The organism is Lysobacter sp. TY2-98 (assembly GCF_003367355.1).
Taxonomy (GTDB): Bacteria; Pseudomonadota; Gammaproteobacteria; order Xanthomonadales; family Xanthomonadaceae; genus Cognatilysobacter.
Genome location: NZ_CP031413.1, coordinates 25,282 through 39,446, shown reverse-complemented (window position 1 = coordinate 39,446; position 14,165 = coordinate 25,282). Strand labels below are relative to the sequence as shown.

17 protein-coding genes are annotated in these 14,165 nt (G+C 67.7%); 5 read left to right on the top strand and 12 right to left on the bottom strand.

All coding sequences use genetic code 11. The annotated features are described in order from the left end of the window. Window position 1 precedes the first annotated feature (1 nt). From DWG18_RS00205 to DWG18_RS00180, 6 genes are all read right to left on the bottom strand, one after another. The gene (locus DWG18_RS00205; protein ID WP_115644520.1) at window positions 2-676 is read right to left on the bottom strand and encodes a response regulator transcription factor; all 675 of its coding nucleotides are present in this window, start codon (window positions 674-676) and stop codon (window positions 2-4) included. A 103-nt stretch (window positions 677-779) separates the two neighbouring features. Further along, the gene (locus DWG18_RS00200) at window positions 780-1,025 is read right to left on the bottom strand and encodes a hypothetical protein (RefSeq protein ID WP_205289376.1); all 246 of its coding nucleotides are present in this window, start codon (window positions 1,023-1,025) and stop codon (window positions 780-782) included. A 174-nt stretch (window positions 1,026-1,199) separates the two neighbouring features. Beyond that, on the bottom strand, window positions 1,200-1,451 hold the full coding sequence (locus tag DWG18_RS00195; RefSeq protein WP_115644519.1) for a hypothetical protein: 252 nt from the start codon (window positions 1,449-1,451) through the stop codon (window positions 1,200-1,202). Window positions 1,452-1,568: 117 nt separating this feature from the next. Beyond that, window positions 1,569-3,050 carry an anthranilate synthase component I gene (trpE, locus tag DWG18_RS00190; RefSeq protein ID WP_115644518.1) on the bottom strand — a complete coding sequence of 494 codons (1,482 nt, stop codon included), beginning with the start codon at window positions 3,048-3,050 and terminating at the stop codon, window positions 1,569-1,571. 300 nt (window positions 3,051-3,350) lie between these two features. Further along, window positions 3,351-4,028 (bottom strand): ribulose-phosphate 3-epimerase, encoded by a 678-nt coding sequence (rpe, locus tag DWG18_RS00185; protein ID WP_115644517.1) that lies wholly within the window; start codon window positions 4,026-4,028, stop codon window positions 3,351-3,353. Between the two features lie 11 nt (window positions 4,029-4,039). Then, window positions 4,040-4,381 (bottom strand): DnaJ domain-containing protein, encoded by a 342-nt coding sequence (locus DWG18_RS00180; protein WP_115644516.1) that lies wholly within the window; start codon window positions 4,379-4,381, stop codon window positions 4,040-4,042. A 111-nt stretch (window positions 4,382-4,492) separates the two neighbouring features. Between DWG18_RS00180 and DWG18_RS00175 the strand changes: the two genes are divergently transcribed. The 4 genes from DWG18_RS00175 to DWG18_RS00160 all read left to right on the top strand — a co-directional run bounded on the left by DWG18_RS00175 (window position 4,493) and on the right by DWG18_RS00160 (window position 7,253). Further along, on the top strand, window positions 4,493-5,422 hold the full coding sequence (locus tag DWG18_RS00175; protein WP_115644515.1) for a phosphoribosylaminoimidazolesuccinocarboxamide synthase: 930 nt from the start codon (window positions 4,493-4,495) through the stop codon (window positions 5,420-5,422). Window positions 5,423-5,428: 6 nt separating this feature from the next. Beyond that, entirely contained in the window at window positions 5,429-5,749 is a 321-nt protein-coding gene (locus tag DWG18_RS15360; RefSeq protein WP_115644514.1) for a zinc ribbon domain-containing protein, read from the top strand. A gap of 122 nt (window positions 5,750-5,871) precedes the next feature. Further along, the gene (locus DWG18_RS00165) at window positions 5,872-6,348 is read left to right on the top strand and encodes an Mpo1-like protein (RefSeq protein WP_115644513.1); all 477 of its coding nucleotides are present in this window, start codon (window positions 5,872-5,874) and stop codon (window positions 6,346-6,348) included. Beyond that, complete coding sequence (locus DWG18_RS00160) at window positions 6,345-7,253, top strand: DMT family transporter (protein ID WP_162823620.1); 909 nt, start codon at window positions 6,345-6,347, stop codon at window positions 7,251-7,253. Before DWG18_RS00165 ends, DWG18_RS00160 begins: the two co-directional genes overlap by 4 nt. Here the strand turns inward: DWG18_RS00160 and DWG18_RS00155 are convergent. The 6 genes from DWG18_RS00155 to hppD all read right to left on the bottom strand — a co-directional run bounded on the left by DWG18_RS00155 (window position 7,250) and on the right by hppD (window position 13,588). Then, complete coding sequence (locus DWG18_RS00155; RefSeq protein ID WP_240318554.1) at window positions 7,250-8,113, bottom strand: nucleoside-diphosphate sugar epimerase; 864 nt, start codon at window positions 8,111-8,113, stop codon at window positions 7,250-7,252. The genes DWG18_RS00160 and DWG18_RS00155 overlap by 4 nt on opposite strands. After that, the gene (gene nhaA, locus DWG18_RS00150; protein WP_115644510.1) at window positions 8,113-9,336 is read right to left on the bottom strand and encodes a Na+/H+ antiporter NhaA; all 1,224 of its coding nucleotides are present in this window, start codon (window positions 9,334-9,336) and stop codon (window positions 8,113-8,115) included. Before nhaA ends, DWG18_RS00155 begins: the two co-directional genes overlap by 1 nt. Window positions 9,337-9,367: 31 nt before the next feature. Beyond that, window positions 9,368-10,333, bottom strand: coding sequence for a sodium:calcium antiporter (locus DWG18_RS00145; RefSeq protein ID WP_115644509.1), 966 nt, complete (start codon window positions 10,331-10,333; stop codon window positions 9,368-9,370). 9 nt (window positions 10,334-10,342) lie between these two features. Continuing rightward, window positions 10,343-11,077, bottom strand: a complete 735-nt coding sequence (locus tag DWG18_RS00140) for a lectin (RefSeq protein WP_205289375.1) — start codon at window positions 11,075-11,077, stop codon at window positions 10,343-10,345. Window positions 11,078-11,139: 62 nt separating this feature from the next. Next, window positions 11,140-12,453 carry a homogentisate 1,2-dioxygenase gene (gene hmgA, locus DWG18_RS00135; protein ID WP_115644508.1) on the bottom strand — a complete coding sequence of 438 codons (1,314 nt, stop codon included), beginning with the start codon at window positions 12,451-12,453 and terminating at the stop codon, window positions 11,140-11,142. 61 nt (window positions 12,454-12,514) lie between these two features. Further along, window positions 12,515-13,588, bottom strand: a complete 1,074-nt coding sequence (gene hppD / locus DWG18_RS00130) for a 4-hydroxyphenylpyruvate dioxygenase (protein WP_162823619.1) — start codon at window positions 13,586-13,588, stop codon at window positions 12,515-12,517. A 95-nt stretch (window positions 13,589-13,683) separates the two neighbouring features. On the opposite strand from hppD, the gene DWG18_RS00125 reads away from it, so the two are divergent. Next, window positions 13,684-14,160 (top strand): MarR family transcriptional regulator, encoded by a 477-nt coding sequence (locus DWG18_RS00125; RefSeq protein WP_115644507.1) that lies wholly within the window; start codon window positions 13,684-13,686, stop codon window positions 14,158-14,160. Window positions 14,161-14,165: the final 5 nt, after the last annotated feature.

The window sequence follows — 14,165 nt, the reverse complement described above, 5'->3', positions numbered from 1 at the left end:
GCTACGTGCCCAACCGGTAGCCGGCGCCGCGCACGGTGTGCAGCAATGGCTTCGGAAAGCCGGCATCGATCTTCTGGCGCAGGCGGCTGATGTGGACGTCGATGACGTTGGTCTGCGGGTCGAAGTGGTAGTCCCACACGGCTTCGAGCAGCATCGTGCGCGTCACGACGCGTTCGGCTTGTTTCATCAGGTATTCGAGCAGGCGAAACTCGCGCGGTTGCAGTTCGATGCGCTTGTCGCCGCGGCGTGCTTCGCGACTGAGCAGGTCGAGCTCGAGATCGGCGACGCGCAGTTTCGTCGGCTCACTCCCGCCGGAGGCACCGCGGCGAGCGATGGAATCCAGCCGCGCGCTGAGCTCGGAATACGCGAACGGCTTGACGAGGTAGTCGTCCGCGCCCGCTCTCAGGCCTTCGACGCGATGGTCGACATCGCCCAGTGCGGTGAGCAGCAGCACCGGCACCTGGCTGCCGGCGCCGCGCACGGTCTTGAGCAGGGTCAGGCCGTCGACGCCCGGCAGCATGCGATCGAGCACGAGCGCGTCGTAGGCCTCCGTGGTCGCCATGAACAGTCCGTCGCGGCCGTTGTCGGCGTGATCCACCGCGTGCCCATCCTCGCGCAGGCCCTTGGCGATGAACGCGGCGGTGTGCGGGTCGTCTTCGACGAGGAGGATGCGCATGGCAGTGAGTTCGCGTGTCGGGAAAAAAGATACCCCGCCGGGGGGAACCGGCGGGGTATCGCGGTCCCGGGGGGTTTCCGGGACCGGGGGACGCCGGGCTCGATCAGCCGGTCTTCTTCTCGTCCTTCTTCACGGCCGGCTTCTTCGCATCCTTGGCCGGAGCCGCCTTGGCCGGAGCGGTCTTCGCGACGGCCTTGGCCGGCGCAGCCTTCGCCGGAGCGGCCTTGGCCGGAGCCGTGGCGGCGGGCTTGGCGTCGGTCTTGGCCGGCGCCGGAGCCGGAGCAGCGGCGAACGCCGAGCCGGTGAACGCGACGGCAGCGATGGCGAGCAGAGCGGTGCGGATGTTCATGGTGGTCTTCCTCTCGACGAGTGATGGTGCGATGGCCGGCGGTCGATGCCGCCTCGAGGTCCAGACTGCGCCGCGGCGCTTGGCGCGGCGATGGCGAGGGAATGAAAGTTCGGTAATGAAGCGCGCCCACAAAAAAAGCCCCGCCGAAGCGGGGCTTTTTCGTCGAGCGGTCGATCACTTCTTCGACGCGCCTTCCTTGGCCTCCTCGGCCTTTTCCATCTTCGCCGACTCGTGCTTCGCGCTGTGGTGCTTGGTCGAGTGGTGATGCTTGGCGTGGTGCTTGGTCGAATGATGCATGGTCGACTTCGCCGGGGCGGCCGGGGTCGCCGGCGTGGCGGGGGTCGCCGGAGTCGCCTGCGGGGCGGCGAACGCGGCGCCGGTCACGGCGGTCAGGGCGACGGTGAGCAGAGCAGTGCGCAGCTTCATGGTGGGCTCCTGGAACAGGTGGGATTCGATTCGGGCGGACGTCCTGCGCCCGCCAACCCAACCTGCGCCCGCGCGCCTACGCCGGAGATGGCGCGTCCATGAAACTTTCTTAATGCGTCAAAGGCCCTGCGCCGCTTGCGCCACCGCCCGGAACAGCGCGCGCCCCTTGCTCATCGTCTCTTCCCACTCGGCGGCGGGATCGGAGTCGTAGACGATGCCCGCGCCCGCCTGCACGTAGAGGCGGCCGTCCTGGATGACGGCAGTACGGATCGCGATCGCGGTGTCCGCATCGCCGTGCCAGCCGATGTAGCCGATCGAGCCCGCGTAGACGTTGCGCTTGATCGGTTCCAGTTCGCGGATGACTTCGAGCGCGCGGATCTTCGGCGCACCGCTGACGGTGCCGGCGGGGAACGTCGCGCGCAGCACATCGGCGTAGCTCAAACCCTCCTTCAGGCGCCCCGTCACCTCGCTGACGATGTGCATGACGTGGCTGTAGCGTTCGATGACGAACTGCTCGCCGACTTCGACAGTGCCCGCTTCGCTGACGCGGCCGACGTCGTTGCGGCCGAGGTCGATGAGCATCAGGTGCTCGGCACGCTCCTTGGGATCGGCGAGCAGCTCGGCTTCGAGCGCGGCGTCCTCCTCGGGCGTCGCACCGCGGCGACGCGTACCGGCGATCGGTCGCACGGTGACGTTGCCGTCTTCCAGTCGCACCAGGATTTCCGGCGAGCTGCCGACCACCTGCATCTCGCCGACGTCGAGGAAGTACATGTACGGCGACGGATTCAATGCACGCAGCGCGCGATACACGTCGACCGGTCGCGCCTTGAACGGCACCGACAACCGTTGGCTCAGCACGACCTGGAAGATGTCGCCGGCGCGGATGTAGTCCTTCGACTTCTCCACCGCAGCGATGAAGCCTTCGCGCGTGAAACCCGATACGAAGTCGGCTTCGTCGAGCGCCGCGGCGTGCAGCGTTTCCGGATACCCGGGGCCGCCCTGCCGCAGTCGATGCGTCAGTTCATCGAGGCGCCGGTTCGCGCGCGCGAACGCATGCGGTTGCGACGGATCGGCGTGCACGATGAGGTACAGCCGGCCCTTGAGGTTGTCGAACACCGCGACTTCCTCGCTGAGCATCAGCAGGATGTCCGGCGTACCGAGTTCGTCGGACTTGCCGCGACCGCTCGCCGCGAGGCGCGGTTCGATGTAGTCGATGCATTCGAAGCCGAACCAGCCGACGAGGCCGCCGGTGAACCCGGGAAGGCCGTCGATCTTCGGCACCGAATGCGCGCTGCGCAGCGCCTCGACTTCCGCGAACGGATCGTCGACCACGCGCGACTCGACGAGCTCGCCATCTTCCGTCACGACCAGCAAATTCCCGGCGAATGCGTAAACGCGTCGCGCCGGCAGGCCGATGATCGAATAGCGACCGAAACGTTCACCGCCTTCGACCGATTCGAAGAGATACGTATGCGGCCCGTCCGCGAGCTTGAGATACACCGACAGCGGCGTATCGAGGTCGGACAGCACCTCGCGGACGACGGGAATACGGGTGTGGCCGGCCGCGGCCTGCTGGTTGAACGAGTCGAGCGATGTCACGCGGGATTTCCTCGGGAATACGACGGGTGCGATGGACGACGGTGGCTCAGGGCCACCATCGCCAACCCGTGGCGAGGACATGCAGGTGCGCGTGACGGTTCATGGTGGCGACTATAGCCGCTCGCCCGCGCCGGTGCGAAAGGCCGCGGAACCCGAGCCGTTCACGGATCGCGCATGCCACTGTCATCCGCATGTCATCGCTCATCCGGAGCATGGAAGGCCATCGCAGGGACGGACGCCGAGGCAGGACGCCTCAACAATTCCCAGCCGATGCCTGTTACGGGCGCCGGCTTTTCTTTGTCAGCGACGACGCGCGTCGTCCACCGCGGCCTTCATGCGCGTGATCACATCGGCATAGTCCGGCGCGTTGAAGATCGCCGAGCCGGCGACAAACGTTTCCGCACCCGCCGCGGCGATCTCACCGATGTTGTCGGCCTTGACGCCACCATCGATCTCCAGCCGCACCGCGCGCCCGCTCGCATCGATCATCGAACGCACGCGACGCAGCTTGTCGAGCGCCGACGGAATGAACGCCTGCCCGCCGAAGCCGGGATTCACCGACATCAGCAACACCATGTCGATGTCGGCCAGCACGTAGTCGAGCACGTCGACCGGCGTCGCCGGATTCAGCACGATGCCCGCCTGGCATCCATGCGACTTGATCAGCTGCACGGTGCGGTGCACGTGGCGACTCGCTTCGGGATGGAAGGTGATCATCGACGCGCCGGCCTTGGCGAAGTCCGGCACGATGCGATCGACGGGTTCGACCATCAGGTGCACGTCGATCGGCGCGGTGACGCCGTGTTTGCGCAGCGCTTCGCAGACCAGCGGGCCGATGGTGAGGTTCGGCACGTAGTGGTTGTCCATCACGTCGAAGTGCACCCAGTCGGCGCCGGCCTTCAGCACGTTGTCCACTTCTTCGCCCAGCTTCGCGAAGTTGGCGGACAGGATGGACGGGGCGATCACGGTCGATTGCATGGCGGCTCTCGTCAGCGGCGCGGCTTGCGCAGCGCCTGGATGCGGTCGTAGGCGGCGTTGATCTCGCGCGCCTTGGTCTCGGCGCGGCGGCGCAGCTCGGGCGCGGCGGTCGCGAATTTGTCGGGGTGGTACTGCGACATCAACCGGCGGTAGGCCTGGTCGATCTCGGCCTCGCTGGCGTCGTCGGCGACACGCAGCACGCGGTAGGGGTCGTCGCGCAGGCGGAACCAGTCGGCGTCGAAGGCATGCCCGATGATGAGCCCCAGCAGCGCGCCCAGCGGCGGCTCGGCCCGGAGCAGCGCGGCGCCGGCGAAGAAGCCCAGCAATTTGCCGTACCAGCGGGTGGTGCGCACGCGGGCCTGTCGGGCGGTCGGATCGGGCCGGCAGTGTACCTGCAGCCTGACGGCGGCCGGCGTACACTGCGCGGCCCGCCGCCGTCAGGCGGCCGTGCCATCGACAGGCCCATGCGCCCTTCGTTGCTGACGTCCGATCTTCCCGGGCTCCACCTGCGCCACCGCGGCAAGGTCCGCGACGTGTTCGACGTGCCGGCCGACCGCCTGCCCGAAGGCGCAGCGCACGATGGCGACCATCTGCTCATCGTCGCCACCGACCGCCTCAGCGCCTTCGACGTGGTGCTGCCCGATCCGATCCCAGGCAAGGGCGAGATGCTCTGCCAGATCAGCAACTTCTGGTTCGGCAAGACGGCGCACATCGTCCCGAACCACCTGACCGGCATCGACGTCGCCAGCGTGCTGCCGGCGGGTGTCGACGCCGCGTTGTACGCCAAGCGCGCGGTGGTGACGCGTCGCCTCAAGCCGGTGCCGATCGAATGCATCGCACGCGGCTACCTCATCGGCAGCGGCTGGAAGGACTACCAGCGCACCGGCCGCGTGTCCGGCATCGCCCTGCCCGACGGCCTGCGCCAGGCGGAAAAACTCGCCGAGCCGATCTTCACCCCGTCGACCAAGGCCGCCGTCGGCGACCATGACGAGAACATCGACTTCGACGCCGCCGTGCGCCTGTGTGGCGCCGAACTCGCCGAAGCCGTGCGCGACGCGACGCTGCGCCTCTACGCCTACGCCGCGGACTACGCCGCGCAGCGGGGCATCCTGCTCGCCGACACCAAGTTCGAGTTCGGCACCGACGCCGACGGCCGCCTCTACGTCATGGACGAGATGCTGACGCCGGATTCGTCGCGCTACTGGCCGGCCGATTCGTACGAGGTCGGCACCAGCCCGCCGAGCTACGACAAGCAGTTCGTGCGCGACTACCTGGAAGCGATCGGCTGGGACAAGACGCCGCCGGGCCCGGTACTGCCGCCCGAGGTCATCGAGAAGACGCGCGCGAAGTACGCGGAAGCGCTCGACCGCCTCGCCGGCATCTCGATCGACTGATTCGCCATGCTCGCGTGGACCTGCCCGCGCTGCGGAACGCAGAACGACGCCGATTACGCGTTGTGCGCATCGTGCGGCGCGCGACCCGACGGCTCGATCAATCCCGCGATGGCGGAAACGGCGCCGGGCGGTCGCGTTCTCGACTGCCTCCGCTGTGGTCGGCCGATGACGTTCCGCGGCTCGCAGCGTTTCCACGAAGGTAGCCAGGCGGCGCCGTTCCTTCTCGGTGGTCTCGGCGAGCTGCTGGTCAACCGGCAGACCTTCGACGTCTTCGCCTGCCCGGGCTGCGGCAAAGTCGAATTCTTCGTCGACCCTGCTGATCACTGACGCAGGTCACCCGGCCGGCGTCGTCATCTCGACGTCGCAAGCGGGCTCTTCAGCATCCCGCATTCGCGACGCCGGCTCGCCCACCGCTGCGGCATCATGGACGCAACCTCCGGGACGCCCCCATGAACGCCACCGCCCGCCCCATCGACCGCTGGTTCGCGAGCTACAGCGACGACCATCGCAACGGCACCAACCAGCACATCCACGTGTTGTGTGTACCGGCGATCCTGTGGAGCGTGATCGCGCTGCTCTGGTGCATTCCGTCGCCGACGTCGATGTTCAACGACGGCGTGTTCGCCGGCGCCGCGATGCTGCTGGCCGCGTTGTTCTACTACCGCCAGTCGCGCAGCCTCGGGCTCGGCATGGCGATCGTGTTCGTGGTGTTCGGCCTGATCACACGCCTGCTGTTCGCCGTGCTCGGTGCGAAGCTGTTGCTGACGCTCGCCATCGCGGTCTTCGTCGTCGCTTGGATCGGCCAATTCATCGGTCACAAGATCGAAGGTCGCAAGCCGAGCTTCCTCACCGACATCACCTACCTGCTGATCGGCCCGGCGTGGGTGCTGGCGAAGCTGTATCGCCGGCTCGGCATCGGCTGGTGACGACGCGTGCCGGCCTGGGCGGTCGCGACCTCGCCCTCGTCCTGCTGATCTGCCTCGCCTGGGCGGGCAACTTCCTTACGTCCGCGCTCGCGCTACGCGAGATCCCGCCTTTTCTGTTCACCGCGCTGCGCTTCGGCATCCTCGGTCTCGCGCTGCTGCCGATGATGAAGCGCCCTGCCGAAGGGCAGTGGCCGCGCCTCATCGCAGTCGCCATGTGCCTGGGGCTGCTGCATTTCGGATTGAGCTTCACCTCGCTCAAGCTCGCGGGTGATCTGTCGTCACCGGCGATCGTCATGCAGAGCTACGTGCCGATGACCGCGCTGCTCGGCTGGGTGGTCCTGGGCGAACGGTTCGGCTGGCGCACGGGCCTCGCGATCGCGGTGAGTTTCGGCGGCGTGCTGGTGCTCGGCTTCGATCCCATCGTGCTCGACCATCCGGCGTCGCTGGTGTCGATGCTGATCTCCGCGGTGTTCCTCGCGCTCGCCACGGTGCTGATGAAGCCTCTCAAGGGCCTGGACGTGTTCAGCCAGCAGGGGTGGATCGCCTGCATCAGCGTCCTGCCGCTGGTCGCGATCAGCGCCATCATCGAACCCGGTGCGATCGCGCAGCTCGGGCAGGTGTCGTGGGTGGGGTGGATCGGTGCGGCCTACGCGGCGTTCATCTCGTCGCTGCTCGGCCACGGGCTGTTCTACGTGCTGGTGAAGCGCCATCCGATCGCGCAGGTCACGCCATGGCTGCTGATCTCGCCCGTGCTCGCGGTGGTGCTCGGCATCGTGTTCTGGGGCGATCGCCCGGGTCCGCGCCTGCTCATTGGCGGCGCGATGGTGCTCGGTGGCGTGCTGATCATCGCGTTGCGCGCGCTGGCGAAATCGCGCGACGTGGTCCGCGAGCCCGTCGAGATCTAGCCCGCGCGCGGAAACATCGACGCCTTGGGCGCGAACGCGCGCGGCGCGTAGCCGAAGGCGTCGCGCGCCGGCGTCGCGTCGAACACCAGATCGCGACGCATGCGTTCGATCGCGGCGTCGCCGAAACCCGTGGCGATGCCGCGCGACTGCGCGATGCGCACCGCCATCTCGAACACGGGCAAGGGCAGTTCGAGCAAATGCGCCGGCGGCTCCAGCACGCGCAGCACGCGGCGGACCATCTCGCGGTACTGCAGGGTTTCGCCGCCCGGCAGGTCGAAGGCTTGGTCGAAGGCGCCCGTCGCGCCGATGCAATCGACCACCGCGGCGGCGAGGTCGCCGACGTGCACCGGCTGGCGCAATCCATTCGCGCGACGCGGCAGCGGAAACCAGCGCACGCGATGCGCGATGCGGGCAATGCGACTCAACGTGGCGTCGCGCGCGGCGCCGTAGACCAGTGTGGGCCGCAGAATCGTCGGGCTTGCACCGCGCTCGCGTGCCGCGGTCGTCAGACGATCTTCGGCGAGCTGCAGACGTTGCGCGACGTCGCGCTCCTCGGGATCGACCGAATGCTGCTTGACCATCACGCTGGTTGATCCGAACGCGATCACCCGCGGCGCCCCCGGTCCCGAGCGCGCATACCAGTGCGAGAACGCATCGAGCGGCCCACAACTGATGATCGCCTCGACCTGCGCGGGCAAAACGGGCATTGCGTCGAACGCACCCTGCAACCACGTCACGCCCGGCTCGTCGCGCTGCGGATTGCGCGACAGCGCGGTGACGCGCCACCCGCCGTTGCGCAGGCGATCGATCAACGGTTCGCCGATCTGCCCGGTACCGCCGAAGACCAGGGCATGACGCATCAGGCGGCGCCCCGGGCGAGTGCGGGGCGCAGCCATGCATACCCCAGCAGTGCGGACGCCACGGACGCGACCAGCACACCGAGCACCGCCTCGTCGTAGCGCAGCGCATCGGTGTAGGCGAGCGACGCGATGAACAGGCTCATGGTGAAACCGATGCCGCACAGCAGGCCGAGGCCGACCGTCGCACGCGCATCCATGCCGTCCGGCAGCCGCACGCGACCCGTGGCGCGCAGGCCCAGCGCTGCGGCGACGATGCCGAGCGGCTTGCCGAACACCAGGCCGATCGCGATGCCGAGCGGCAACGGGTCGAGCAGGTTGCCGATCGCAATGCCGTGCAGAGCAAGCCCCGCATTCGCGAACGCGAACAGCGGCAGGATCGCGTACGCGACCCACGGGTGCAGCGCGTGCTCGAGCGTCTCCAACGCGGAATGCTCGACCTCGTCGTCGATCGCGTTGCGCTTGTCGACGTGCGGAATCATCAGGCCGGTCGCGACGCCGGCGAGCGTCGCATGCACGCCCGACTTCAAGACGCAGAACCACAGCAGCGCGCCCAGCAGCAGATAAGGCGTCAGCGCGGTGACGCGCAGGCGGTTGAGCACGAACATCGCGAGCAACGCCGCACCCGCCGCGCCGAGCGCGATCAGCGACAGGCCGTGCGAGTAGAAGATCGCGATGATCAGGATCGCGATGAGGTCGTCGACCACCGCGATCGTCGAGAGCAGCAGCTTCATGCCGGCCGGCACGCGCGGGCCGAGCAGCGCGAGAACGCCGAGCGCGAACGCGATGTCGGTCGCCGTCGGCACCGCCCAGCCACGCATCGCCGCGACGTCGCCCTGATTGACCGCGACGAACAGCAGCGCGGGCACGATCACGCCGGCGACGGCGCAGACCATCGGAAGCGCGAGCTGGTCGCGGCGCGCGAGCTGGCCGCTGGTCGCCTCGCGCTTGATCTCCAGCGCGACGAGCAGGAAGAACACCGCCATCAGGCCGTCGTTGATCCACAGCAGCAGCGGCTTGGCGAGTTGCGCATTGCCGATACTGATCGCGAGCGGTGTCTCGCGGAACGCGGCATAGGCGGGCGCGAGCGGCGAATTCGCGCAGACCATCGCAAGGGCCGCCGCGGCAATCAGGACGATGCCGCCCGCCGCCTCGAGCCGGAAGAAGTCGGCCAGCGCACGCACGGCGCGCGGCCCGATCGTGGTTGGAGCGTGGCGTGCACCCATGCGGCCGAGTATATCGGCCGCGATTCGCGACTCAGCGGTGCAGCATCAGTAGCTCGAACACGATCCAGCCGAGCAGCGCGACACCGAGCACCGCGCCCTCGCCGCGGGAGACACGCATGTCGCCACGCAGGATCGGCAGCAGCATGGCGACGAACACGAATGCCGCGGGCAACTCGTAGCGCACGAACGAGGCCGGGATGGACAGTCCGTGCGAGAGCAGCGCCATGCCGCCCAGCACGAGCAGGATGTTGACCAGGCTCGAACCAATGACGTGCCCGGCAACGAGATCGCCATTGCCGCGGCGTGCGGCGCGTACGGCTCCTGCGACTTCCGGCAGCGCCGTGCCGATCGCCACGGGCAACAGGCCGGTGACCAGCGGCGTCAGCCCCATCACCTGACCGAGCGCTGGTGCATGCCCGACGAGGAGCTTCGCACCGAAAAACAGCGCGACCGCCGCAATCACGAGGCGCAGCAGGTCGACCGCGATCGATCCCACGCCGGCAGTGACGCTCTCGATCTGCGCATGCACTTCCGGCGAGTTTTCGCGGCTTCGGAGGATCTTCAGCACGAACACGACGACGAACGCCACCAGCAGGATCGCGCCGTCGAGCATCGACAGCCGCCCGTCGAGCGACATCAGCAGCACCAGTGCGGTCGCCGCGAGCACCACCACCAGCAGATGCGCGAGAGCGCGCCAGCGCACCAGAAGCGGCGCGACCATCGCGGCGACTGCGAGCGTCAGTCCGACGTTGACCACGTTGCTGCCGACCGCATTGCCCAGCGCGAGATCACCCTGCCCCTGCGCCACCGCGTAGAAATTGACGACGAGTTCGGGGATGGACGTCGCCAGCGCGACGATCGCCAGTCCCACCGCGAACGGCGGCCAGCCCAGGCGTCGCGCGAGCCCTGCGGCGCCGCGCACGACCGAGTCACCGCCGACGGCGAGCAGCACCAGGGCGAACAGGAACCACAACGCGGAATAGGAGACGCTGGGCATGGCCGGTCCTCAGGAGCAGCCTTCGATGTAGTTGACCTGCGGTTCCACGCCCGCATGCCACTCGGTGACCACGCCCTTGGCATCGGTCTCGAACACGACCGCTCCGCCGTCGCCCTTTACCTTGAGGTACTTGCCGCCGTCGACGTACTTGTGCGGCGTCTCGGTGACGCGACCGGCGTAGAGGCGCTTGATCTCGTCGGCGCTCATGCCGCGGCGTCCACCACCCGGCGCGACTTCCTTGTCGTTGCCGACGTCGTAACGCACGAACTTGCCGCCTTCGAACATGAAGGCGAAGTACGACAGCGACTTGTTGCCGACCGGGTTGAGGTAGGTGCAGGCGTTGCCGTTGACCTTGCCGTTGAGCTCACCGCCCCAGGCCTTCTTCGCCTGTTCGACGTTCATGCCGAACTTCATGTCGCCGTAGCCGTCGAAATGCGCGAGCCCGGTGGCGGGCGACGGACTCTCATCGGCGGGATGGAAACCGCCGGGCGCGTTCGGATTCGGTTCGCCGACCGCGATGCCCTGATGGTTGGACGACGACGCGGATGACGCGCCGTCGGGCGTCGGCGCGGCGGGTTCGGCATTCGCGGTGTCCGCCGCAGCGGCATGGTCGGCCTTCGACGACGCGTCGGTCGCGGGCGCCGACGGTGCGGACGTGGGGCCGGTCGACGCGCCGCCGTCGGCGGGACGTCCCGAGCACGCACACAGGCCAGCAACGAGGATCAGCGACGCGACGTGCTTCATGGGGCGCTCCACGCAGGGGTTCGCGGCAGCCTAGCGGGCGGCCGTGAACCCGTCGCGAAGCGTCAGCCGGCGCGGAAGTTCTTCTTCAGTCCCGCCCAGCAGGCCTGGTAGTCGCGCTGGCGATGCGCGGCGTCGATCGCCTGCTGCGTCGGGCGGATCACGAAGCGCGCCTCGAACATGAAGGCCATCGTGTCCTTGATGACGTCGGGCTTGGACAGATCGGCGTTGCTCGCCTTCTCGAACGTCGCCGCGTCGGGGCCGTGCCCGGTCATGCAGTTGTGCAGCGACGCGCCGCCCGGCGAGAAGCCTTCGGCCTTGGCGTCGTAAGCGCCGTGGATCAGCCCCATGAACTCGCTGGCGATGTTGCGGTGGAACCATGGCGGGCGGAACGTGTCCTGCGCCACGAGCCAGCGCGGCGGGAAGATCACGAAGTCCATGTTGCCGACGCCGGGCGTGTCGCTCGGCGAGGTGAGCACGAGAAAGATCGACGGGTCGGGATGATCGAAGCTGATCGAGCCGATTGCGTTGAAACGACGCAGGTCGTACTTGTACGGCGCGTGGTTGCCGTGCCAGCCGACGACATCGATCGGCGAATGGCCGATCGATGCGCGCCACATATGGCCCTGGAATTTCGCGACGAGCTCGAAGTCGCCTTCGACCTCTTCGAACGCGGCGTTCGGTGTAAGGAAGTCGCGCGGATTGGCGAGGCCATTCGAACCGATGGGCCCGAGATCCGGCAAACGCAGGAATGCACCGAAGTTCTCGCAGACGTAGCCGCGCGACGCGCCGTCGGGCAGCTTCACCGCGAAGCGGATGCCGCGCGGGATCAGCGCGACTTCCTGCGGCTCGACGTCGAGTACGCCGAGTTCGGTCTCGATGTGCAGTCGACCCTGCTGCGGAACGATCAGCAGCTCACCGTCGGCGTTGTAGAACCAGCGCCCCTGCATGTCGCGGTTCGCCGCATACATGTGCACGCCGACACCCGACTGCGACGCCGCGCAGCCGTTGCCGGCCATGGTGAACAGCCCATCGAGGAAGTCGACGGAGGCGCCTTCGCCGGGCAGCGGCAACGGGCTCCAGCGCATCTGGTCGGGACTGACCGGGCCGGTGTCGAAATCGTTGTGGAACGTCGTCGCTGCAGCGCCTTCGTAGCGCGCGAACGGCCCGTGCATCGCCGCGGGACGAATGCGGTACAGCCAGCTGCGACGGTTCGCATGGCGCGGCGCGGTGAACGCGGTGCCGGAGATCTGCTCGGCGTACAGGCCGTGCGCGACGCGCTGCGGCGAGTTGCGACCTTCCGGCAACGTGCCGGGCACGGCCTCGGTGGCGAATTCGTTGCCGAAGCCGGACTGGTAGCCGGTGGATTCGATCGTCATCGGTTTGTTCCGTCGCGGATACGAAAGGCCCCTGCAAGCAGGGGCCGGAGATCGTGTCGGCTTACAGCACGCCGCGCTTCATCTGGTCGCGTTCGATCGATTCGAACAGCGCCTGGAAGTTGCCTTCGCCGAAGCCTTCGTTGCCCTTGCGCTGGATGATCTCGAAGAAGATCGGGCCGAACGCGTTCTGCGTGAAGATCTGCAGCAGCTTGCGCTGCTTGGTCTCGAGGTCGGCGTCGATCAGGATCGCGTTGCGACGCAGGCGCTCGACGTCCTCGCCGTGGTTCGGCACGCGCTGGTCGATCACGTCGAAATAGGTGTCCGGCGTGTCGAGGAAGGCGATGTTCTTTTCGCGCATGGCTTCCACCGTCGAATAGATGTCGTCGGTGAACAGCGCGATGTGCTGGATGCCTTCGCCCTTGTAGGCGCGCAGGTATTCGTTGATCTGGCTCTTCTCGTCCGACGACTCGTTGAGCGGGATGCGCACGATGCCGTCCGGCGCGGTCATCGCCTTCGACAGCAGGCCGGTCTTCGCGCCCTTGATGTCGAAGTAGCGGATCTCGCGGAAGTTGAACAAGCGCTCGTAGTAGTCCGACCACTTCTGCATGTTCCCGAGGAACAGGTTGTGCGTGAGGTGGTCGATGAAGGTCAGGCCGAAGCCGGCTGGATTCGGGTCGACGCCCGGGATCGCCTCGAAGTCTTCATAGACGTTCGCGCCGTCGTCGACCAGGTAGAGCATGCAGTCGCCGATGCCCTTGATCTTGAGTGCGCCGACCGCGCCCTCGCCGTCGATCTCCTCGCCAACGTTCGCGGTGACGTGGCGCAGCACTTCGGTGGTCGGCTTGGTGAAGCGGATCGCGAAGCCACAGGCCGACGGGCCGTGTTCCTCGGCGAACTTCGACGCGAAGGAGTTCGGCTCTTCGTTGAGCAGGAAGTTGACGCCGCCCTGGCGGAACAGCGTGATCGCGCGGGTCTTGTGCCTAGCAACCGCCGTGAAGCCGAGGCGTTCGAGGTAGTCGCGCATCGCGGCGCCCTCGCCGGCGGGCGCGGCGAATTCGACGAACTCGAAGCCGTTGATCCCCATCGGGTTCTCGAACGTGGTGACCTGCATGCCGAGATTGGGCTGGGCGCTCATGGGGGTTCCTCGCGGTGGGGAGTCGCGCCGGGCTTGCGGCGCGGGATCGAAGCTTTATAGTTTCAGATGAAACTACTTGCAAGGCGCGACGCAGCATGAGCCTGAACCGTGACGCCGCCACCCTCGACCTCGAGCATTTCCTGCCCTACCGGCTCTCGGTGCTCAGCAACCGCGTGAGCGGCGCGATCGCGCAGATGTATTCCGAGCGCTTCGGCCTGGGCGTCACCGAATGGCGGGTGATGGCCGTGCTCGGCCGCTATCCGGACCTGTCGGCGGGCGAGGTCGCCCAGCGCACGGCCATGGACAAGGTGGCGGTGAGTCGCGCGGTCGCTGGCCTGGTGGAGGCCGGGCGCGTCGAGCGCGAGACGCATGACGACGATCGGCGTCGCTCGGTGCTGCGCCTGTCCGCGGAGGGCGTGGCCATCCACGACCAGGTCGCGCCGCTGGCGCTCACGTTCGAGAAGCGGCTGCTCGACGGCATGAGCGCGGACGAACGCGACGTGCTGTTCCGATTGCTCGATCGTCTCGACGAACTGGAGCTGCGCGCGGAGGCCGACCTCGGCGCGGGCTGATCCCG

Coding starts and splice junctions, on each gene's coding strand:
- DWG18_RS00205 (WP_115644520.1), bottom strand. CDS start 676: ATGCGCATCCTCCTCGTCGAAGACGACCCGCACACCGCCGCGTTCATC.
- DWG18_RS00200 (WP_205289376.1), bottom strand. CDS start 1,025: ATGAACATCCGCACCGCTCTGCTCGCCATCGCTGCCGTCGCGTTCACC.
- DWG18_RS00195 (WP_115644519.1), bottom strand. CDS start 1,451: ATGAAGCTGCGCACTGCTCTGCTCACCGTCGCCCTGACCGCCGTGACC.
- rpe (WP_115644517.1), bottom strand. CDS start 4,028: ATGCAATCGACCGTGATCGCCCCGTCCATCCTGTCCGCCAACTTCGCG.
- DWG18_RS00175 (WP_115644515.1), top strand. CDS start 4,493: ATGCGCCCTTCGTTGCTGACGTCCGATCTTCCCGGGCTCCACCTGCGC.
- DWG18_RS15360 (WP_115644514.1), top strand. CDS start 5,429: ATGCTCGCGTGGACCTGCCCGCGCTGCGGAACGCAGAACGACGCCGAT.
- DWG18_RS00165 (WP_115644513.1), top strand. CDS start 5,872: ATGAACGCCACCGCCCGCCCCATCGACCGCTGGTTCGCGAGCTACAGC.
- DWG18_RS00155 (WP_240318554.1), bottom strand. CDS start 8,113: ATGCGTCATGCCCTGGTCTTCGGCGGTACCGGGCAGATCGGCGAACCG.
- nhaA (WP_115644510.1), bottom strand. CDS start 9,336: ATGGGTGCACGCCACGCTCCAACCACGATCGGGCCGCGCGCCGTGCGT.
- DWG18_RS00145 (WP_115644509.1), bottom strand. CDS start 10,333: ATGCCCAGCGTCTCCTATTCCGCGTTGTGGTTCCTGTTCGCCCTGGTG.
- DWG18_RS00140 (WP_205289375.1), bottom strand. CDS start 11,077: ATGAAGCACGTCGCGTCGCTGATCCTCGTTGCTGGCCTGTGTGCGTGC.
- hmgA (WP_115644508.1), bottom strand. CDS start 12,453: ATGACGATCGAATCCACCGGCTACCAGTCCGGCTTCGGCAACGAATTC.
- hppD (WP_162823619.1), bottom strand. CDS start 13,588: ATGAGCGCCCAGCCCAATCTCGGCATGCAGGTCACCACGTTCGAGAAC.
- DWG18_RS00125 (WP_115644507.1), top strand. CDS start 13,684: ATGAGCCTGAACCGTGACGCCGCCACCCTCGACCTCGAGCATTTCCTG.